The organism is Rheinheimera baltica (assembly GCF_030731985.1).
Classification (GTDB): Bacteria; Pseudomonadota; Gammaproteobacteria; order Enterobacterales; family Alteromonadaceae; genus Alishewanella; species Alishewanella baltica.
Genome location: NZ_JAPJDY010000006.1, coordinates 269,734 through 290,488, shown reverse-complemented (window position 1 = coordinate 290,488; position 20,755 = coordinate 269,734). Strand labels below are relative to the sequence as shown.

The 20,755-nt window shown below is 43.8% G+C and carries 20 protein-coding genes; 15 read left to right on the top strand and 5 right to left on the bottom strand.

Going from position 1 to position 20,755, the window contains the following annotated elements; genetic code table 11:
• Nucleotides 1-80: 80 nt before the first annotated feature.
• Entirely contained in the window at nt 81-578 is a 498-nt protein-coding gene (locus tag ORJ00_RS12260) for a GNAT family N-acetyltransferase (RefSeq protein WP_306140003.1), read from the top strand.
• Nucleotides 579-624: 46 nt separating this feature from the next.
• Here ORJ00_RS12260 and fur read toward each other — a convergent pair whose 3' ends face one another.
• A complete protein-coding gene (fur, locus tag ORJ00_RS12255) occupies nt 625-1,065 on the bottom strand; it encodes a ferric iron uptake transcriptional regulator (protein ID WP_027670144.1) in 441 nt (146 codons plus the stop codon).
• A 154-nt stretch (nt 1,066-1,219) separates the two neighbouring features.
• Between fur and ORJ00_RS12250 the strand changes: the two genes are divergently transcribed.
• Complete coding sequence (locus tag ORJ00_RS12250) at nt 1,220-1,690, top strand: DUF4442 domain-containing protein (RefSeq protein WP_306137308.1); 471 nt, start codon at nt 1,220-1,222, stop codon at nt 1,688-1,690.
• 59 nt (nt 1,691-1,749) lie between these two features.
• On the opposite strand, the gene fldA is transcribed toward ORJ00_RS12250, so the two are convergent.
• The 4 genes from fldA to ORJ00_RS12230 all read right to left on the bottom strand — a co-directional run bounded on the left by fldA (nt 1,750) and on the right by ORJ00_RS12230 (nt 3,656).
• Nucleotides 1,750-2,280, bottom strand: coding sequence for a flavodoxin FldA (gene fldA / locus ORJ00_RS12245; protein ID WP_027670142.1), 531 nt, complete (start codon nt 2,278-2,280; stop codon nt 1,750-1,752).
• A gap of 13 nt (nt 2,281-2,293) precedes the next feature.
• Nucleotides 2,294-2,566 carry a LexA regulated protein gene (ybfE, locus tag ORJ00_RS12240; RefSeq protein WP_305974386.1) on the bottom strand — a complete coding sequence of 91 codons (273 nt, stop codon included), beginning with the start codon at nt 2,564-2,566 and terminating at the stop codon, nt 2,294-2,296.
• Nucleotides 2,567-2,580: 14 nt separating this feature from the next.
• On the bottom strand, nt 2,581-2,778 hold the full coding sequence (locus tag ORJ00_RS12235) for a DUF2788 domain-containing protein (protein WP_027670140.1): 198 nt from the start codon (nt 2,776-2,778) through the stop codon (nt 2,581-2,583).
• A gap of 65 nt (nt 2,779-2,843) precedes the next feature.
• Nucleotides 2,844-3,656 carry an alpha/beta fold hydrolase gene (locus ORJ00_RS12230; protein WP_306140002.1) on the bottom strand — a complete coding sequence of 271 codons (813 nt, stop codon included), beginning with the start codon at nt 3,654-3,656 and terminating at the stop codon, nt 2,844-2,846.
• A gap of 69 nt (nt 3,657-3,725) precedes the next feature.
• Between ORJ00_RS12230 and seqA the strand changes: the two genes are divergently transcribed.
• From seqA to ORJ00_RS12165, 13 genes are all read left to right on the top strand, one after another.
• A complete protein-coding gene (gene seqA / locus ORJ00_RS12225; RefSeq protein ID WP_305974390.1) occupies nt 3,726-4,232 on the top strand; it encodes a replication initiation negative regulator SeqA in 507 nt (168 codons plus the stop codon).
• 12 nt (nt 4,233-4,244) lie between these two features.
• A complete protein-coding gene (gene pgm / locus ORJ00_RS12220) occupies nt 4,245-5,894 on the top strand; it encodes a phosphoglucomutase (alpha-D-glucose-1,6-bisphosphate-dependent) (RefSeq protein WP_306140001.1) in 1,650 nt (549 codons plus the stop codon).
• Nucleotides 5,895-6,047: 153 nt separating this feature from the next.
• The gene (locus ORJ00_RS12215) at nt 6,048-8,534 is read left to right on the top strand and encodes a glycogen/starch/alpha-glucan phosphorylase (protein ID WP_306140000.1); all 2,487 of its coding nucleotides are present in this window, start codon (nt 6,048-6,050) and stop codon (nt 8,532-8,534) included.
• Nucleotides 8,535-8,637: 103 nt separating this feature from the next.
• Nucleotides 8,638-9,429 (top strand): SAM-dependent methyltransferase, encoded by a 792-nt coding sequence (locus tag ORJ00_RS12210; RefSeq protein ID WP_027670135.1) that lies wholly within the window; start codon nt 8,638-8,640, stop codon nt 9,427-9,429.
• A 5-nt stretch (nt 9,430-9,434) separates the two neighbouring features.
• Nucleotides 9,435-9,959: a GNAT family N-acetyltransferase gene (locus tag ORJ00_RS12205; protein ID WP_027670134.1), complete on the top strand. Its 525-nt coding sequence runs from the start codon at nt 9,435-9,437 to the stop codon at nt 9,957-9,959.
• A gap of 126 nt (nt 9,960-10,085) precedes the next feature.
• Nucleotides 10,086-10,358: a hypothetical protein gene (locus ORJ00_RS12200; RefSeq protein WP_305974400.1), complete on the top strand. Its 273-nt coding sequence runs from the start codon at nt 10,086-10,088 to the stop codon at nt 10,356-10,358.
• 287 nt (nt 10,359-10,645) lie between these two features.
• Nucleotides 10,646-12,115 (top strand): GGDEF domain-containing protein, encoded by a 1,470-nt coding sequence (locus tag ORJ00_RS12195; RefSeq protein ID WP_306139999.1) that lies wholly within the window; start codon nt 10,646-10,648, stop codon nt 12,113-12,115.
• 64 nt (nt 12,116-12,179) lie between these two features.
• Nucleotides 12,180-13,241 (top strand): succinylglutamate desuccinylase, encoded by a 1,062-nt coding sequence (gene astE, locus ORJ00_RS12190; RefSeq protein WP_306139998.1) that lies wholly within the window; start codon nt 12,180-12,182, stop codon nt 13,239-13,241.
• A gap of 280 nt (nt 13,242-13,521) precedes the next feature.
• Nucleotides 13,522-14,706 (top strand): thiamine pyrophosphate-dependent dehydrogenase E1 component subunit alpha, encoded by a 1,185-nt coding sequence (locus ORJ00_RS12185; protein ID WP_305974406.1) that lies wholly within the window; start codon nt 13,522-13,524, stop codon nt 14,704-14,706.
• Nucleotides 14,706-15,683 carry an alpha-ketoacid dehydrogenase subunit beta gene (locus tag ORJ00_RS12180; protein ID WP_306139997.1) on the top strand — a complete coding sequence of 326 codons (978 nt, stop codon included), beginning with the start codon at nt 14,706-14,708 and terminating at the stop codon, nt 15,681-15,683. Before ORJ00_RS12185 ends, ORJ00_RS12180 begins: the two co-directional genes overlap by 1 nt.
• Nucleotides 15,684-15,694: 11 nt before the next feature.
• On the top strand, nt 15,695-17,290 hold the full coding sequence (locus ORJ00_RS12175) for a dihydrolipoyllysine-residue acetyltransferase (RefSeq protein WP_306139996.1): 1,596 nt from the start codon (nt 15,695-15,697) through the stop codon (nt 17,288-17,290).
• 84 nt (nt 17,291-17,374) lie between these two features.
• A complete protein-coding gene (locus ORJ00_RS12170) occupies nt 17,375-18,835 on the top strand; it encodes a Ycf46 family AAA ATPase (protein ID WP_027670128.1) in 1,461 nt (486 codons plus the stop codon).
• Nucleotides 18,836-18,850: 15 nt separating this feature from the next.
• Nucleotides 18,851-20,677, top strand: coding sequence for a protein kinase domain-containing protein (locus ORJ00_RS12165; protein ID WP_306139995.1), 1,827 nt, complete (start codon nt 18,851-18,853; stop codon nt 20,675-20,677).
• The last annotated feature ends 78 nt before the right edge of the window (nt 20,678-20,755 follow it).

The following is a 20,755-nucleotide window of genomic DNA, read 5'->3' as shown; positions in this document are numbered from 1 at the left end:
GCTGGCTTTTGTCATTTTAGAGCTTGTTGAAAATGGCAAAAGCCTTCTATTATAGTAGCCAAATCTCTAAGGATACTATTATGCCAACAGTGATCCGACACGCTGAACCCGCTGATATTGACGCGATTAAAGCAATTTATGACCAACCATCTGTCTATGCGAATACGTTACAACTACCTTATCAACCCGTGTCTAACTGGCAGCGACTTTATAGTGCCGGTTCTGGTTTTTATAATTTGGTTGCCGAGGTAGAAGGTAGTGTAATTGGTCAGCTTGGATTACAAGTATGCCAGAATACGCGTCGGCGTCATGTTGCAGAGTTGGGCATGGGCGTGTCGGAAGCGTTTCAGGGGCAAGGCGTAGGTTCGGCATTATTACGTGCAGCTTTAGATATGGCAGATAACTGGCTTAATATTCGTCGCGTGGAGCTTACCGTCTATAGCAGTAATGAAGCGGCGATAGCGTTATATGAGCGTTTTGGCTTTGAAGTCGAAGCGGAGTTAACTGATTATGCCTTTCAATATGGTAATTATGTCAACGCGTTGCTGATGGCACGTATTACAACTCGCGCGGTTTAACGCGTAAAAAAGGCACCCTAAGGTGCCTAAATAATGAAACAACTGCTTAATTCATTTCACTGTTTTTCTTACATTGTACGGTGTCTTTACACTCACCGTATAAATACAGACTGTGATGCGTTAGCTTAATACCATTTTTCTCGGCAATTTCTAATTGTTTAGCCTCTATAACGTCATCTTCAAACTCGATAACCTTACCGCACTTTAAGCAAACCAAGTGATCATGATGACTGCCGCCGGTAAGTTCAAATACTGACTTGCCGCCTTCAAAATGGTGGCGGGTTAAAATACCTGCATCGTCAAATTGGTTTAGTACCCGATACACCGTCGCCAGACCGATATCTTCGCCTATTTCTAATAGCAGCTTGTATACGTCTTCTGCACTAATGTGCTGGTGTTTTGGATCTTGCAGGATCTCTAAAATTTTTACCCGCGGTAGGGTTACCTTTAGACCTGCTTTACGTAATTCGCTGTTATGATCTGACATAAAAAATCTAACTCTGGCTTATATATACAAAAGATTATAAAGACATTAGTGGCAGAATGAAATGGCAAAATGCCGTTGTTGTTGTAAAGCAAATCTTGTATTAACTCATTGGCAAAGTACAATAGCCTCCAAGAGGTCATACCAGGGGTGTTTTATGAAATGGGCATTTAACCCAGCAGTAATGCGGCATTTACTCAACTTTTGGCCACCATTTTTCTTTCCAGGCATTAAGGTAGCTGAGCTACGTAACGACTACCGGTACTGCAGGGTAGAGCTTAAAGGTAGGAGCTGGACGCAAAATATTAATAGTAGTCAGTTTGGCGGTTCTATTTTTGCGATGACAGATCCTATCTATCCCCTTATGTTAATGGGCGTTTTAGGCAAGGAATATTTGGTGTGGGATAAACAAGCTGATATTAATTTTATTACACCAGGTAAGGGCAAGTTGACCGCTGAATTTTGGTTATCCGATGACACGGTAGAATGCATTAGAACTGCTACGCAAGATGGCAACAAACATTTTCCACAGTTTATTGTCCACATTAAAGACAATGATAATCAGCTAGTTGCAGAAGTAAACCGTACTGTTTATGTACGAAAGAAAGCAAAGTATCGGGCGGGCTAACTTTCTAGATGTAAAAAAACCGGCGATACAAATGCCGGTTTTTCTCTTAAGCCTCTCTATTACAGGCCTTCAAACTCTTTTAAACTCATCTCGTCATAAACTTGCTTGCACCAGTTTTTAACGCGCTGCTCAGTGAGTTCTGGCTGTCGGTCTTCGTCGATACCCAAGCCGATAAAGTGGTTATCGTCTACTAAGGCTTTAGAGGCAACAAAATTGTAGCCGGAGGTGGACCAGTTACCTACAATAATGGCACCTTTGGGTTCAATAATGTCTCTTAACGTACCCATTGCGTCGAGGAAGTATTCCGCATAATCCTCCTGATCGCCACAACCAAATATAGCGACTAGCTTATTGTTAAAGTCGATATTTTCCAGCTCAGGGAAAAAGTCGTCCCAGTCACACTGTGCTTCACCGTAGTACCAGGTGGGAATACCTAGCAGCAGTAAATCATAGCCAGCAATATCTTCTTTGCTGCTTTTTGCTATATCGCGAATATCGAATAAATGTTTACCCAATTCTTTTTGGATCATCTTGGCGATATGTTCAGTGTTACCGGTATCACTACCGAAAAAAATGCCTACTGTTGCCATTAATCTAACCTTCTTACCTGGTTAAAACTTGTGTCAAAATATGTTCTATATACGCACTGCGTGTCATTTCGGCTTTGTTGGCCTGTTGGCTCAACTCAGCATAAAGGTGATCTGACACTTTAAACTCAATGCGCTTTAACCCTTTACTACGATCACGTTTAATTTGATTACGTTTGTTCAGTTTAAGTTGTTCTTCCCGTGGCAGCGGATTGGTTTTCGGCCTGCCGGGGCGCTTTTCCTGGGCAAACAAATCAATCGTGGTGTGATCAGTGGCAATCTTCGCCATTAATCCAAACCTTACTATTCTAAGAAAAAAGGTACTAAGCTTTTTATAATAAATACTGCTGGCGATAAAAATAGTACCAGCCAGACAAAAAACTGACCAAACTTTGGTGCATTGCTTTTTTTCAGCACGTCACGTATTGCCATGACAATAAACAAGTACAGGATACCCAGCCCAAGCCACAAGCCTAAAGACTCAAACTGCTCTATCGACATTGCACATTACCTAACCTGCAAAAAAGAGCGCGCACTATAGCATAACTTGGCAAGATTTTAGTGTTTTAGCTCAATAAAAACGCTTGTACCAGTCGGGTAAAAGCAGCTGGTTTTTCAGCATGCAGCCAGTGACCGGTACCTTGGATAATTTTTGCTTGTGCATTGGGGAATAGTTTAGCAATTATCGGCCGGTGTTCTGCCTGTATGTAGTCAGATTCGCCACCTTTTATAAATAACGTGGGGCCATCGTATTGGCCGTCAGTTTGTGGTCCATCAATCAGTGCCGAATAATTTTGCTTTAATGCGGTTAGGTTAAAGCGCCAATGAAATGCATTATCGTCTTTTATAAGGCTTTTTAACAAAAACTGCCTTACACCCGGTTCATTTATGTGCGGAGTTAACAGCTTATCAGCCTCTGCGCGGCTGGTTAACTTATTTAAGTCTACCGCCATTAAACCTTCGAAAATACTGGCATGTCTAGGGGGATAACTCACCGGTGCTATGTCAGCCAAAATTAGCTTTGTAACACGCTCAGGGTATTTAAGCGCAAAAGCCATTGCCAATTTACCGCCCATTGAATGGCCTAATAACACGGCTTGTGGTATTTCTAATGCATCCAAAGTTTGTGCTAAATCTGTTGCCATTAATGGATAGCTCATCTGGTCACTGTGGCCAGAGCGACCATGGTTACGTACATCAACGTTAATGACGTGATAATGCTCGCTTAAACTACGCTCAATGACACCAAGGTTTTCATAACTGCCAAACAGGCCGTGGATCAGTACTATTGGAGTGGCTCGGCTATCGAACTTGCCACTGCTATGGGTATGTAAAAGCATAAACAACGTCTCATCAAGGTTAGAATAGTATTCTAACAAATCATGTTGCTGGCGTCAGTCGACAAGGCTTTATATAATGAGGCCACTTTTAGCGCGCGGAATAAATATATGAAATCCATCGAAATAGATGACGAGCTTTATCAATACATCGCCGGCCAGACAAAGAAAATAGGTGAAAGTGCATCCGAGATTTTGCGCCGTTTACTATTAGGTGATGCAGAAGCACAGGTGCCAGAGGTATCTGAGGTTGCAGCGGTTGAAACCCCGGTAGCAGTAAACAGTAATATTTTTGACTTAATAAACAAGCAAGATTTACAGGCAGAGTCGAGTGTGGTGGGGCGGTTTTTATTTATTTTATCAACATTAGCCCGGGTGCATAAAAAGCAATTTAATAAGGTATTGGATATTAAAGGCCGTAATAGATTATATTTCGGCCGCAGCGCAGAAGAATTGTCCGAAGCGGGCAGCAGTACTAATCCTAAGCAAATCCCTAACACCGATTTTTGGGTGATAACTAACTCCAATACCACTCGCAAGAAGATGATGTTAACCGAGACAGCAATAAAACTCGGCTATAGTGAGCAGGATGCTGAACGTATTCGCGATTTGTTATAACAAGGAAACTCTATGTCTTTACATCCGTTAGCCGGGCAACCGGTGCCTAATTCAATGGTGCCTAATATCAGTCGCTTAATGACAGCCTATTATGTGCTTGAACCTGATGTGCATACTCACCCTCAACACAAAGTGAGTTTTGGTACCTCTGGTCATCGTGGCAGTGCGCTACATTGCTCATTTAATGAGCCTCATGTGTTAGCTATTTGTCAGGCGATAGCGGATTATCGGAAAAAAAATACCATTACCGGACCATTATTCTTAGGTAAAGATACGCATGCATTGTCTGAAGCGGCATTTGCAACGGCACTTGAAGTACTTATTGCCAACAAAATTCAGGTCTGCATCCAAAAAGATTTGGGCTATACACCTACCCCTGTAATTTCGCACGCTATTTTAACGCAAAATGCCGGTGCTGAGGCACAATTGGCTGATGGTATCGTCATCACGCCATCGCATAACCCACCAGAGGATGGTGGTATTAAATATAATCCGCCACATGGTGGGCCTGCAGATACGGATGTGACTAACTGGATAGAACAGCGCGCTAATGAGTTACTAGCAAAAGATCTCGACGGTGTGAAAATGATGCCGTACGCTTTAGCGCTCCAATCGGGTTACTGTCAACATATTGATTATATTCAACACTATGTTGATGATTTAAAAAATGTAATTGATATGGATGCAATAGCTAAAGCTGGGATCCGCATTGGGGTAGACCCTATGGGCGGTTCAGGTTTAGCGTATTGGCCACGTATAGCCAAGCAGTATGGCCTTAATATTACGGTTGTTAACGACAAAGTTGATCCCGCTTTTGCTTTTATGCCGCTGGATAAAGATGGTCAAATCCGTATGGATTGTTCATCGGCTTATTCAATGGCAAATCTTATTCAGTTAAAAGATCAGTTCGACATTAGCATTGGTAACGATCCTGATTTTGACCGTCACGGAATCGTTACCCGCAGTGGTGGTTTAATGAATCCTAATCATTACCTTGCCGTTGCCATAAATTACTTGCTTGCCAATCGCCCCGATTGGGACCCTGAACTGGCTATTGGTAAAACACTGGTATCCAGTGCACTCATTGACCGGGTAGTTGCTGCTCGCGGGCGTAAATTACTTGAAGTGCCGGTTGGCTTTAAATGGTTTGTCGAGGGTTTACACCAAGGCACTATAGCCTTTGGTGGCGAAGAAAGTGCGGGTGCCAGTTTTTTACGCTTCGATGGCACTGTCTGGTCAACTGATAAAGATGGTTTTATCCTTGGTTTACTTGCTGCAGAGATGTTGGCTAAAACCGGTGTTGACCCATATCAACAATATCAAGCACTAACGAAAGAACTGGGTTCGCCTTTATACCGCCGCTTAGATGCTCCGGCCAGCAGTGAACAAAAAGCGGCTCTAAAAAAACTAGATGTAAGCAGTGTCAGCCAAACCACACTAGCCGGTGATGACATTTTAGGGGTGTTAACTAAAGCGCCGGGCAATTCTGCAGATATTGGCGGTGTTAAAGTGGTAACGCGAAATGGTTGGTTCGCGGCAAGACCTTCAGGTACCGAAAACGCTTATAAAATATATTTAGAAAGCTTTGTTGGTCAAGCTCATCTGCTACAGTTAGAAGCAGACGCCAAAACTTTCGTTGAATACGTATTCAGTAAAATCTAACATGTTGAAATGTATAAAAATATAAATGTAATCAACTTTCAGCAGTCGTTGTTTATTTTGCTATAACGCAGGACATAGGGTATTTTTTTGTAATAATTCTACAATTGCCGCTACATTGTTGAAAAAACAGGCATTAACTTATCGGGATTTGTAATGAAAAAACACTCAGCACCTGCCGCTACCGGTGCGGTACAAATTAGCACTGAGCAGCTTAAAGATCAGATTGTTCGTCATTTACATGCGACATTGGGTACAGATGTAAACAAGGCAAGCCCTAAAGCATGGTGGCGTGCGACATGCGCAGCGATTAATGAACAAGTCTACGACGGACTTCGTAATACTCAGCGAACCCATTATGAGAATAATACCCGGGCGTTGCATTATTTTAGCCTTGAGTATTTGATGGGGCGATTATTTAGCAACAATCTGCATAACCTGGGGTTATACGATCAAGCTAAGCAAGCGCTTGGCGAACTGGGAATGAATATTGCTGATTTGGAAGATCAAGAAGAAGACATGGCGCTGGGTAATGGCGGTCTTGGCCGACTGGCTGCCTGTTTTATTGACTCTTTGGCCACATTAAATTACCCAGCCATTGGTTATGGTATTCATTATGAGCATGGTTTGTTTCAACAAAGCTTTCAAGACGGTAAGCAAATAGAGCGTCCGGACAGTTGGCGTGAATATGGCAACCCATGGGAGATTTGCCGGCCTGAATCAGTTCAGGAAATTTCGGTGTATGGGTATGTAGAAACCGTTTATGACCTGCAAGGGCGGATGAAAAAAGTATGGCACCCTGGCCGTATTATTAAAGGCGTGCCTTGGGACATTCCTGTTGTTGGTTATAACGGCAGTTCAGTCAATGTTTTACGATTATGGGAAAGCCGTGCCAGTGACTTTTTTAACTGGGACGTATTTAATTCTGGTGGCTATATTGATGCTGCACGCGAAAATATAGAAGCAGAAACGATATCTAAGGTGTTGTATCCAAACGATGAGACCGATGCAGGTAAAGAACTACGGCTGATCCAGCAATACTTTTTTGTCTCGTGTTCGTTAAAAGATATTATTCGTCGTTATAAGCGCGCGCATGCTGATGACTGGAGTGAATTTGCCAAACAAGTGGTTATTCAGTTAAACGATACTCACCCAGCGGTTTCTATTCCTGAACTGATGCGTATTTTGGTTGACCGGGCAGAAATGCAATGGGACCAGGCCTGGAGCATTTGTCAGCAGGTATTTGCCTATACTAACCATACATTACTGCCTGAAGCATTAGAGAAATGGCCGGTGCGATTATTTGAAAAGGTATTGCCACGACACCTGGAAATCATTTACGAAATTAACCGTCGCTTTTTACTAGAGCAAGTTGATGTTTTATGGCCGGGAGACGATGAGAAAAAACGCAAATTGTCCATTATTGAAGAAAACCATGAGCCAATGGTTAGAATGGGCCATTTGTCTGTCGTTGGTTCATTTCGCGTCAATGGCGTTGCAGAAATTCACTCAAAATTGGTGAAATCTGATCTGTTCCCGGAAATGGTTGCGTTATGGCCAGATAAATTTACTAACGTTACTAACGGTGTTACACCACGACGTTGGTTAAAAGCCTGTAACCCTAAGCTATCGAAGCTGCTTGATAATCATATTGGAACAGCCTGGCCGACAGATTTAAAGCAATTGTCTAAGTTTGCAGCGTTTGCTGATGATGCTGCCGTACAAGATGCTTTTATGGCCATAAAGCAGCAAAACAAAGCTGAATTGGCAACGGTGGTGAAAAAATTAACTAATATTGATATTGATCCGCACGCCATATTTGATATTCAAATTAAACGCTTACATGAATACAAGCGTCAGCATTTGAATTTGTTACATATTCTCGCTTTGTATCGTCGTATTTTACAAGATCCAAACTACGATATGGCGCCACGGGTATTCTTATTTGGTGCCAAAGCAGCGCCGGGCTATAAGCTGGCGAAAGACATTATTTATGCCATTAATAAAGTAGCAGAGAAAATCAACCACGATAAGCGAGTTAAAAACCGCCTTAAAGTGGTGTTTATGCCAAATTACCGTGTGACATTAGCGGAAAAGATGATCCCTGCAGCCGACGTGTCAGAGCAAATTTCTACTGCTGGTAAAGAGGCTTCTGGTACCGGAAATATGAAGCTAGCATTAAATGGCGCTATTACCGTTGGTACGCTAGATGGTGCAAATATTGAAATTGCCGAAGAAGTTGGTGATGAAAACATTGCTATTTTCGGCTTAACGGTTGATGAAGTAAAAGCTTTGCATGTTAAAGGCTATAATAGCGCCGATTATTACTACAATAATCCTGAAATTAAGGCGATTCTCGATTGGCTTGAAACTGATTATTTCACGCCGGGTAAACCCGGTGAGTTGGCAGCAATTAAACGCAGCTTACTAGAAGGTGGCGACCCTTATCTGGTGTTGGCTGACTTTGAAAGCTACAGCAAGGCTCATGAGAAAGTTGATCAGTGGTATCGAGATAAAGCATTGTGGGCGAAAAAGGCTATTCTAAATACCGCGTCGGTGGGTAAATTTACTTCAGACAGGTCGATAGAAGATTACGTCAGCCGGGTATGGCATTTGGAAAAGTGCAAAATAACAAAGAATTAAAGCTAAAGGCCTGTGTAAAACAGGCCTTTTTTTTGCTTGTATTCTTTATTGCCTGTAATGTTCTTACCGCATTATAGTAAACAAAAAATTAAGGATAAACGGTTTGCAGATAGGAAGCTTAGTGTGTGTTGGCACGGGTATGACGTTGGGGGCACATATCAGCCCATTATCGCGCAGTTATATAGAACAGGCAGACGTGGTGTTTGTGTTAGTTGCCGACGGTATTACTGAAAAATGGATAGAGCAAATGAATGCTGATGTGCGTTCGTTGCAGCCGTATTACCTGGAAGGTAAATCACGGATGATCACTTACCGCGAAATGGTTGCGGCCATACTGGCTGAAGTAAAAGCCGGTAAAAAAGTCGTCGGCGCTTTTTATGGCCACCCCGGTGTTTTTGCTTGGGTGCCACACAATGCCATAAAACAAGCGCGTGAGTTGGGTTTCAACGCGCATATGGAGCCAGGTATTTCTGCAGAAGACTGTTTGTACGCCGATTTAGCCATAGACCCAGGTACATCGGGTTGTCAGCATTTTGAAACCAGCCAGTTTATGTTTTATAAACGTACTATAGATACCGCGGCGTTATTGGTGCTGTGGCAGGTAGGTGTAGCGGGGGATAGAAGCCTGGCCAAATTTACCACTGATAGTGAATACCGTAAGGTATTAGTAAAACTACTAACCGAGTACTATTCGTTGGATCACAACGTGATTTTATACGAAGCGGCAACGTTGCCTATTCAGCCAACGCGCATTGAATATATACCCATAAGTGGTTTGCCTGATGCAAAGATGGATTTAAAAACAACGTTGGTTATTCCACCTAGCACTAAACCTCAGCTAAACGAGCAACTGATTGCAGAGTTAGAGCTGTTGGTTGAAAGCCGAGACAACTAAAAAGTATGACTGCATTGTTAATTGCTAGCGCATTTGAATTCAGCACTGAAGATTTGCATGTAAAGCCCCTTGGCGAAGAAGATGAAGAGTTATATCTGCATCTTTATACCAGTGAAAGGGTGATGCGATTCATTACCACACCATTAAGCCTGCAACAGGCTAAAGCCAGTTTTGAGCATGCTTTGGCGCAAAATAAACTATCTTGCGGCAATAGGTTATTTTTAACTACCCGACCTATTAACAGTGATAAAGCCGTAGCGCTGTGTTGTATTTCAGATTTTGATCGTAAAAACGAAATAGTAGAGATAGGAAACATGGTATCACCGCTAGCGCAAGGCAAGCAGTATGCGCAGCAGGCGACTGTTGCTCTGATGCACCACGTGCAACGCGTTCTGGACGTGCATCATTTTACAATGGAAATACATGAAAAAAATCTAGCTGCGTTACGTGCTGCAAGGTTACTTGGTTTTAGGCCATGCGAAGGACAAAATAATATGTTTTATTTACATAAACAAAAGTGTGCTTTTTAAAGCAAAGATATTTAATAAAATTATTCACTTGTTTGTTGTTAAACTAGCCAAAAGCGCTGTGTTAACGTATAAAAGTATTTTGCAAACGCAATTTAAAGAAAAATTTAGCCAAAGGAGAAATTTCACGTGTCTAACATTATACGTTTTATGGAAGAATTAGGTTCAACGGCAAGTTTAAAACACATGGCAGAAGCCGAGTTAGTTACAATGCTTCGTGAGCAAGGTGTAAATGTAGACACTAAGCGTTCAATAGTGTCAGCAGTTGAATTTGCAATTGACGCCCGCAACAACGTTGTTTGTGGTGTTTTTCCAGCGGAAGAACCCGGCAAGGAGCAGCCAAATGATGACGAAGATGATGATAAAAAAGATACTGAAAGCCTCTTGGTCGTGAACGGCTGAGTAGGTTTAACGTGTTTAATTCCCTGCATTTAAGGAAAAGTCGCAGCATATTAGCTGCGGCTTTTTTACTAATATCTTGTCAGGTATCCGCAGATAATTGGGCTGCGCTAACCGAGTTGGATAAAATTAAAACTCAGAATTTTGAACAATTCTCTAGTTCGTTAGACGAATGGTTAGTAAAAGATACTGAGCTAAATGTAAAAGAACAACACTACGTCAAATTTTTAGACTTGTTTCGTAACGTCTATCTGAAAGGCTATACCAGCGTTATTGATGAAATTGAGCAAATGTTGCAACAAGATTTGCCTTTGACATTAAAATTCAGATTATCTGCGCTTGCGGTTAATGCCTATCAAATAAAGCGAGATTTTAGAAAAGCCTTTTTGTATGCCGATGACATTTTGAGAACGGCTAACGAAATTGATGATGCATATACACTTAGACAAGTTCTGGCACCGATGGCGCATTTATATATTGATGCCCGGCAAAAAGACTTAGCTCAGTTTTATATCGAACGATTACGAGCAGTTACACAGCAAGAAGACAGGGCGTGTTTTGCTGATTATCTCGATTTCAGATTACATTTATATTTTTCATCAATAGATGAACTTTCAACACATGCAAAAGCTGCTGTTAATAGCTGCAAAGATGTTGGCGAAACATTATGGCAAGATCTGGCCTATGCGCAGTGGGCAAAAGCGTACTTAGACAATAATCAAATTGACGATGCGATCACGTTAATGGATCAATTTAGGGCGTCGGCGTTAGCCAGTTCTTATCCTGTTCTTGTTGGAAGCGTATACAACGTCGATGCAAATATTGCCCTTGAGCGTAAGGATTATATAAGTGCAAAGCGCTATCTTAAGCTGGCATTCGAAAAATCTGCTTCAAATGAGTCTCAAGAACTCAGAATGTACTTAAATGAAACTGCCTATAAGATTGCTTTTAATGAAGGAAACTTTGAGCAAGCGTTAGAGTACTATAAAGTGTTTAAGCAGATTGCTAACTTATTAGATAAAGATCGTGCTGATAAACAGCTTTCTTATGAACTGGTGAAAAGTGAAATTGAAGTAAAAAATCAACGAATCGAGTTGTTAAATAAAGATAACGAATTACTCTACCTGCAAAAAAACGTTTATGAGAGTGAAGCAAAGCAAAACCGTCTTCTTGTATTAGTGTTAGCCTCTGTTCTTGTACTTGCTATTGTAATGGCGTATCGCGGCATTACCGGCAGACGTCGCTTTAAAAGAATTGCCGAGTATGACCACCTTACAGGCATTAGCAACCGTTATCATTTTAACAATCAGGCCCAGGTTGCTTTAGATTATTGCGAAAGTAACGCTAAACCTGTTGCGCTTATTCTGTTTGACCTGGATTTTTTTAAAAACATCAACGATACCTACGGTCATGCTATAGGTGACTGGACCTTACAACAAGTTGTAAATACCTGCCGGAATTTCATGCGTAACAACGACGTGTTTGGTCGTATTGGCGGTGAAGAATTCGTTGTTGTACTACCTGGGTGCCATACGGATAAAGCATTATTGTTAGCCGAAATTTGCCGAGACGCGATTGCTAATATCGATACAGCTGTTAGTGGAACGGAATTTGCGCTTACCGCCAGTTTTGGTGTTACCGGTGCTGATAGCTCAGGTTATCAGTTAAAGCAGTTGTTAGCTGATGCTGATAGCGCAATGTACCGCGCAAAAGAGGCGGGGCGAAATCAAGTTGTATCTTTTGCTCCAGAACAAGAGTAAGCCGTTTAGTCCATCCTCGTACTAAGGTAGAATTAGTGCCAGACTCACAACAGGGAGCTGGCGCATGTCACATCCAACATTATTAGAACAACTTCAACAAGATGGTGATTTTCTTAAGCTAACGCTATCTAATCCTAACGCCCTTGAACCGTTTAACTTTAGTTTACTTGATGACACAATAGTGTGCATTTGGGATACCGGTGTTATTTGTTTTGAACCGAAACAGCTAACCCATCAGGATATTGTATTGTCGTGCGGTGTTCATGGTAATGAAACTGCGCCAATAGAAATTTGCGCAGACATAGTACAGCAGGTGTTAACCGGTCAGATTACACTAAAACATCGCTTGCTGGTGTTGTTCGGCAACCCTCCAGCGATTAATGCGTCTAAGCGTGAAATCGAAGAAAACCTTAATCGTTTATTTTCAGGGCAGCATAACGATACTGCTGTAACGCCTAGCGCTGAACGCGAAAGGGCGAAAAAACTAGAGGGTTATGTTGGACAGTTCTATAGCTCGTCACGCGTAACTGATTTAGTGCCGCGTAACCGTTATTTGTATGATTTACACACGGCTATTCGTGGCTCCCGTTTTGAAAAGTTTGCTGTATATCCCTTTTTACACGAAAAACCGTGGCGAAAAGCCCAATTTGAATTTCTACAGGCTTGCGATGTTACGACGGTATTGTTGATGCAAACCCCAGCGACAACGTTTAGTTATTTTGCATCTAATACACATGGTGCAGATGCCTTCACTATTGAGCTTGGCAAAGTAAAACCGTTTGGGCAAAACGATATGACTCGCTTTACTAAAGTCTGCACGGCGCTACGCCAGTTAATTAGTCACGATACGGTACAAACTGTCGCCTTTGATGAGCATCAGTTTCAGTTATATCAGGTGTATCGCGCGATTAATAAGCAAACCGAAGCGTTTAAACTGCACTTTGCGGATGATGTAGAAAACTTTACGAGTTATCCGGTTGGCACACTATTAGCGTCAGATGGCGAATTGGAATACCGGGTAGAGCAGCCAGGTGAAGCCCTGATTTTTCCTAATGCAAAAGTAGCTAAAGGTCAGCGGGCAATGTTAATGGTGGTGCCAACAACGGTTGCTGGTAATGTCGTTTAAGAAACCAATTGTGACCTGTTATTTATCTTAAATAGTAAATTTAAGCTGACAGTCTTAACTGGTCGCAATGAGCACTTTACCGACACTTGGTTGCAATGCAGTTTACGTAAAGGTAAAGTTGCCGCCGACAATAAATAGAATAAACCGGCGTATCCATAGTGCTACGTAAAACGGGGAAAGCGGTAAACGCCGCTATAATAAAGTCAGTCAGAACAGCGCCAAGGCTGTTTTGGCGTGGCTAACCACATGTCTATCACGTATAACAAACAAGAGACATTCTATGACAAACCCTAATAACGCCACCATTACCTCGGTGCACACTGCAGAATTTACTGCCGGTGATGCGTTAAAAATTCCAACACTTCGTATTCTGCGGGATGACGGTAGCCTGTATGAGGGCGCTTCGGCCCCCGAGCTGGACAAAGTTACTGCGCTTAAAATGTATGACACCATGGTATTTACCCGTGTGTTAGATGAGCGCATGTTGGCGGCACAGCGCCAAGGTCGTATCAGCTTTTATATGCAATGTTTAGGTGAAGAAGCGGCTACTGTCGGAAGTGCTGCTGCTTTGGATGATAAAGACATGATCATGGCGCAGTATCGTGAACAGGGGGCGTTGCGTTATCGTGGTTTTACATTAGAACAATTTATGAACCAGCTGTTCTCGAATGAAAAAGATTTAGGCAAAGGGCGGCAGATGCCGGTGCACTACGGCAGTAAAGATATTTACTACATGACCATTTCTTCGCCGCTGGGAACACAGATCCCTCAGGCAAGTGGCTATGCCTATGCGCAAAAGCTGCGTGGTTTAAAAAACACTACCATTTGTTACTTTGGTGAGGGGGCCGCGTCTGAAGGTGACTTTCATGCCGGTTTAAATATGGCTGCTGTGCACAAAGCGCCTGTTATTTTCTTTTGTCGTAATAATGGCTATGCCATCTCAACGCCGGCGAATGAGCAGTTTGTTGGCGATGGTATTGCTTGTCGTGCCGTGGGTTATGGTATGAAATCATTGCGAGTTGATGGTGCGGACATATTGGCCGTATACAAAGCTACACAGATGGCTCGTCAGCACGCGATTGAGCACAATGAACCAGTGCTCATTGAGTCTATGGCCTACCGCTTAGGTGCACATTCATCTTCTGATGATCCAAGTGGTTATCGTTCAAAAGAAGAAGAAGAAAAATGGCGGCAAAACGATCCAATTTCCCGCTATCGTCTTTGGTTAATTGAAAAAGGCTGGCTTAACGATAGTGATGATAAAGCCACTATTGAAGCACTGCGTACAGAAATTTTAGATGCATTAAAAGTAGCAGAAAAGGTTGCCAAACCGGGCATTGAACATTTGATATCAGATGTTTATGCCGAGCCAATTCCAGCATTACAACAACAATTAGATGAATTAAAAGCGCATATTCGTAAGTATCCAGATGCGTATCCGGTGACTGCGGGGAGACTAGACTAATGGCAAAAATGAATATGTTGCAGGCCATTAATAATGCGCTTGATTTGGCAATGGCCAAAGACGACAGTGTAGTGTGTTTTGGTGAAGACGTGGGCCATTTTGGTGGCGTGTTTCGGGCTACAAGTAAATTGCAGGAAAAATACGGTAAGGCGCGCTGCTTTAATACGCCACTCACTGAGCAAGGCATTGCCGGTTTTGCCAATGGTATGGCAGCACAGGGCATGAAACCGGTGGCTGAAATTCAGTTCGCTGATTATATCTTCCCAGCGTTTGACCAAATTGTGAATGAAACGGCGAAGTTTCGCTATCGCTCAGGCAACGAGTTTAATGTAGCTGGTTTGGTTTTCAGAACTCCTTACGGCGGCGGTATTGCCGGTGGTCATTATCACAGTCAGTCGCCAGAAGCCTATTTTGCTCACACCCCAGGTTTGAAAGTCGTTATTCCGCGTGACCCGTATCAGGCAAAAGGCTTGTTATTGGCTTCTATCGCCAGCCAGGATCCGGTTATTTTCTTTGAACCGAAAAAGCTGTACCGCGCATCGACTGGCGAAGTGCCAGAAGAGTATTACGAGATTGAACTTGGCAAAGCTGAGGTAACACAGCAGGGTAAAGATGTTACTGTGCTTGCCTGGGGTGCGCAGATGGAAATAGTACAAAAAGCTGTGGAAATGGCCGAGAAAGACGGTATTTCTTGTGAGGTGATTGACCTTCGCAGCATACTGCCTTGGGATGCTGATACCGTAGCCGCCTCGGTTAAGAAAACCGGCCGTTTAGTGATAAACCATGAAGCACCGTTAACCGGTGGCTTTGCCGGTGAAATTGCAGCCACCATTCAGCAAACGTGCTTCTTGTATCTGGAAAGCCCAATTGAGCGTGTATGTGGTATGGATACACCATACCCGCTGGCGCTGGAAAAAGAGTACGTGGCAGATCATTTAAAAACCTACGAAGCCATTAAGCGCTCGGTCAATTTCTAACGGAGGCAGCAATGAAAAAAGATTTTATTCTGCCGGATATCGGTGAAGGTATTGTTGAATGTGAAATTGTCGACTGGTTAGTAGCAGAAGGCGATACCATCGTCGAGGACCAGCCGGTATGCGACGTAATGACCGACAAAGCGTTGGTACAAATACCCGCTGTGCACGACGGTGTGGTGTCTAAGCTATATTACGGCAAAGGCGAAATTGCCAAAGTGCATGCGCCGTTGTTTGAAATGCAGCTGACTGGCGACAGCAACGCGGCATCGGAGCCCGCTGCGGTTACAAAGACGCAGCCAGCAGCCGTTAACACCCCATCTGCAGCGACAGCGAACAACGAAACTGAAGACTTTATTTTACCGGACATTGGTGAAGGTATTGTTGAATGTGAAATTGTTGACTGGCTTGTGGCCGAAGGCGACGAGATTGTTGAAGATCAGCCGGTGTGCGATGTCATGACTGACAAAGCGCTGGTACAAATTCCAGCTAAGTATTCCGGTAAAGTCACCAAGCTTTATTATTCTAAAGGCGAAATTGCCAAAGTGCATCAACCATTATTTGCCATGTCGCATGCGGGTACAACAAAACAGGCAACCGCGGCACTGGCGCCATTAATCCAAGCCAGTTCACAACAGACTAGTTCGGGTTCAGCGCAGCAAACGGCAACGCAATCTGCAACTCACAGCACTGCGGCGCCGCAGGGTAAGGCATTAGCCAGCCCAGCGGTAAGGCGTTTAGCACGTGAGCTGAATATCGATTTAGCCAAAGTGCCTGGCAGTGGCGATAAAGGCCGGGTGTATAAAGACGATGTAAAAGCCTTTGCACAAGGCGGTAGTGTGAAAAGTAATGTGCCAGCTGCTTCTGTCGCATCTCCAGCTGTTAAAGCTACAGCGGTAGCCGGTGGCCGCCGTGTTGAGCCTATTAAGGGCATTAAAGCGGTAATGGCACGGCAGATGATGGAGTCGGTATCAACCATTCCGCATTTTACCTATTGCGAAGAGATTGATTTAACCGATTTGATTGCACTGCGCGCCAGTTTAAAAGATCAGTATGCCAAGCAGGGTGTTAAGCTCACCATGATGCCGTTTTTTATTAAGGCATTGTCACTGGCGATTAATCAATTCCCTATTATGAATACGCAAGTGAATGCAGACTGTACTGAGCTGACTTATTTTGACGATCACAATATTGGCATCGCTGTCGATTCAAAAGTAGGCTTGCTGGTACCCAATATTAAAGGCTGTCAGCATCAGTCTGTTATTGATATTGCGCAGGCGCTGACACGCTTAACCGATCTTGCTCGTGAAGGCCGTGTTAGCCCGGCCGATTTAAAAGGCGGTACCATCAGTATTTCAAATATTGGTGCGCTGGGCGGCACGGTAGCAACGCCGATTATTAACAAGCCAGAAGTAGCGATAGTCGCGCTGGGTAAAGTACAAACGCTGCCACGTTTTAATGCCAAAGGTGAAGTTGAAGCTCGTCAGCTGATGCAAGTAAGCTGGTCTGGCGATCACCGAGTAATTGATGGTGGCACCATTGCGCGTTTCACCAATTTGTGGAAACAATATTTGGAGCAGCCAGCCACGATGCTAATGGCAATGCGCTAAACGCGTTACGCTTGGCAGGCTGCTGGCTTTCTGATAAAACCCACTGTAACAAAGTGGGTTTTTTTATTGCGTTAAGGACAATAGATGCACGAATTAGAAGATTTACGCGTACTGGTGCAGGCGCACAGCCCGCTTATTGTAATTGAGAGTTACGAAGAGCCACGGGCGCTGCTACTGATAAAGCGGTTGGCAATAAATTTAATGCGGCCTGTGTTCAAGTGGAGCATTACCGAGGGCTTACATCGGCTAGATGGCGACCATACTGCGCAGGCGTTTAATGCCGATGCGACTAATTTATTAGCGCAAATAAAAGCTACGCGTAATCCGGGTATTTTCGTTTTGTGCGATTTCCACCCGTTTTTAGCCGAGCCCAAGCATGTGCGTTATATAAAAGAGATAGCACAAACGCATGAACAGCTAGGCCATACCCTTATTTTACTTAGTCATGCTATTGAGGTGCCACCCGAGCTAGCACGGCTGTGTTACCGTTTTGAACTTAGCCTGCCATCAGATCAACAAATTCGGCAGTTAGTGCATGAAATGGCTGATAGCTATGCAAGTAAACAAGGTCATCTTGTAGATTTGCCACCGGAGCAGGTTAGCTTACTGGTACAAAATTTACGCGGTCTAACTTTTGCTGAGGTAAAACGATTGGCTTACAAAGCCATTGCTGATGATGGCGCGATAACGGCTGATGATATTCCGCGCATTAACCGTGCTAAGTTCAGCCTGTTGCAAACCGATGGTGTATTGTCGCAGGTGTTTGATAGCGGCAATTTTAGCAATGTTATTGGTCTGGCTAACCTTAAACACTGGATAGCTCAGCGGCAGCGGGCGTTTATCGAGCAACAGGCCGATACCCCCAAAGGTTTGTTGTTAACCGGTGTACAGGGTACGGGAAAAAGTTTGGCGGCCAAGGCGATCGCCGGCAGCTGGAGTTTGCCGCTGCTTCGCCTTGATATGGCTGCGCTTTACAACAAGTATATAGGCGAGACTGAGAAAAATCTCAGTCAGGCGTTAGCGCTGGCCGATGCGATGTCGCCGTGTGTACTGTGGATTGACGAGATTGAAAAAGGGCTGGCGGCAGGTGATAACGACGGTGGTGTGTCGCGGCGCTTACTGGGTAGCTTTTTAACCTGGTTGTCCGAGCGTAAGTCTCAGGTGTTTTTAGTGGCAACAGCAAATAATATTCATGAACTGGCACCGGAACTGCTTAGGAAAGGTCGCTTTGATGAGATATTTTTCGTTGATTTGCCGACAGAAACTGAGTGCTTACAACTGCTAAACCTACATTTATCAAAACGTAATTTATTGCTGGCTGAGAATGACCTAAACACTGCATTGGCGCTGTGTCGAGGTTTTTCTGGTGCAGAGCTGGAGCAAGCTGTTGTCGGTGCCAGTTTTCGTGCCAGAGCTGAACAGGTGTCATTTGCGCTTAGCCATTTAACGGCGGAGCTGACCGCTACGCAACCCTTGTCTGTGGTTATGGCGGAACAGGTTAATGCACTTCGTCACTGGGCGCTTGAACGCTGTGTTAAAGCGTAAATTAAGGCATGGGTAATGCAATATAAAAACCAGCTACGTAATTTTTATATCCCGGAAGAGCAGTCTATTTATCTGCTTAACGCCAATGATGCAAAAAAACTTAAAGACTGGGTGGCATTGTGTATTTCAGAGCTGGAAAAGTTAGGTTACAAAGATATTTCCCTTATTGGCAAGGGGGCTTATGGCTTTGCTTTTGCCGGGCTTGATAACAGCGCTCAAGCCTGTGTATTTAAATTTTCCCGTATTAATTTGCCTCAGCATATTCAGGAACGGTTGGCTGAAGAAGCCTATATGCTATCACAGGTTCACCACCCTAATGTGCCGCGCTATATCACCTATCAGGTGGTGAAAAAGCAAGGCATTTTAATGATGCTGCGCGGTAAAGGCATTGATCTAGAGCGCTATAGCTTGCAGCATGGCCGCCTGAGCGCGCGGCTGGTGGTTGATATTGCTGGCCAGCTGGCCGATGTATTACTGGCACTGCGTAGTTACTATAAAGATGGTGCGCTTCAGCCCATCGTCCATGGTGATATTAAGCCGTCAAATCTGGTGTTTGATGAGCAAACCGGACGCATCAGTCTTATTGATTGGGGCTCATCGGTATTTGCGCAGGTGGATGCCCAGGGGCAATATTTGTCAAATAATGTGATGCAGCTAATGTCAGCCGACTTACAAAGTTCAAACGCCCGTATGGGCGATGTTTACTTTATCGGCGCCGATCAGCGTGCCGGGGCGCTATCCAGCCCGCGTTTTGACGAACAGGGCGTGGCAAGTACTTTATATGCTTTGGCATCTGGACAGTCGTGCCGCTTTGGCTTTAAAGCCATTCCGGCACGTAGTTTGGGCTTGCCGGTAGAGTTTGCCACGTTGCTGGACAGCATGTTATCAGACGACGCTCAGCTTCGTAGCCAAGCGGGCGATTTCTTTATGCAGCAGATGCCAAGGCTAACGCATTTAGTGCTACCGGAACGCCAGCTGTTTGATGATGAGGCGTTATTGCCGGTATGGGTGAGCCCGCAAGCAAGAGAACTGGATACCGTAGTGTACTCTTCACGTAAGTCGTTTTTGCGTGAGCACAGCGAGCAGGACGGTATAGCCTATGTCGATGATGTTCAGCTGGAACGTTACTATAAAAATTATCTCGAGGGCATGGGGGAAACAGAAAAAGCCTTTGTTGCTGCAGTTAGCCGCCTGGCACGTTATCCGGTTGTTGGTGGGTTAGCTATTCATTGGCAAGCGAGTGGGGTCTATATTGATTCAAGTTTAAATTTATATGATGCGAGTTTAGCGTCATCTTTCGCGCTTAGCGTCAATAATGTCGTGACGTTGGCTCGAGCCATTGCAAAGGTCGGTATTTTCAAAGCGTGTTTATTCAATGCACGTAATACCATCCATATTAGTCGAACCACCACTTCAACTCCATTTTTAGCGCCACCAGACGCTATGATCCCTTATCAACTGGCCCCGGTACTTAGTGGTGAGGATGCCAGTAAACAACACTCTTATTTTGAAGATGGCAAAGATCCGGACGAACAGTTAGTGTTACCTGATGCCATTATGGATGACATAGCCCGATTAAATTTAATTCGGCATACCGGCTGTATTATTTTTGAAGTTACCAATCTTTATATGAAAATTCATAGTTACTATCGTTTGTTAGATCCCAAAGCAGAGGCCGAGTTTAACAGGCTGTTGCAAAGTATTTTATCAAAGGTATCTTTGATAAGTGGTGAAGGTGTGGGGGGCTTTATGAAGTTACCTTATAAAGACACGCGCTTTTTTAGTCATCAGGCGCAGCAACCGGTATGTTACTATCCGGCTAACCCATACAGAAATGAGTGAGCCTGTTGTACAAAACTCACGCGATTAAGCCTGCAATACAGTGAAAATCGGGTAGCTAGAGAAATCTTTGGCGTGAAG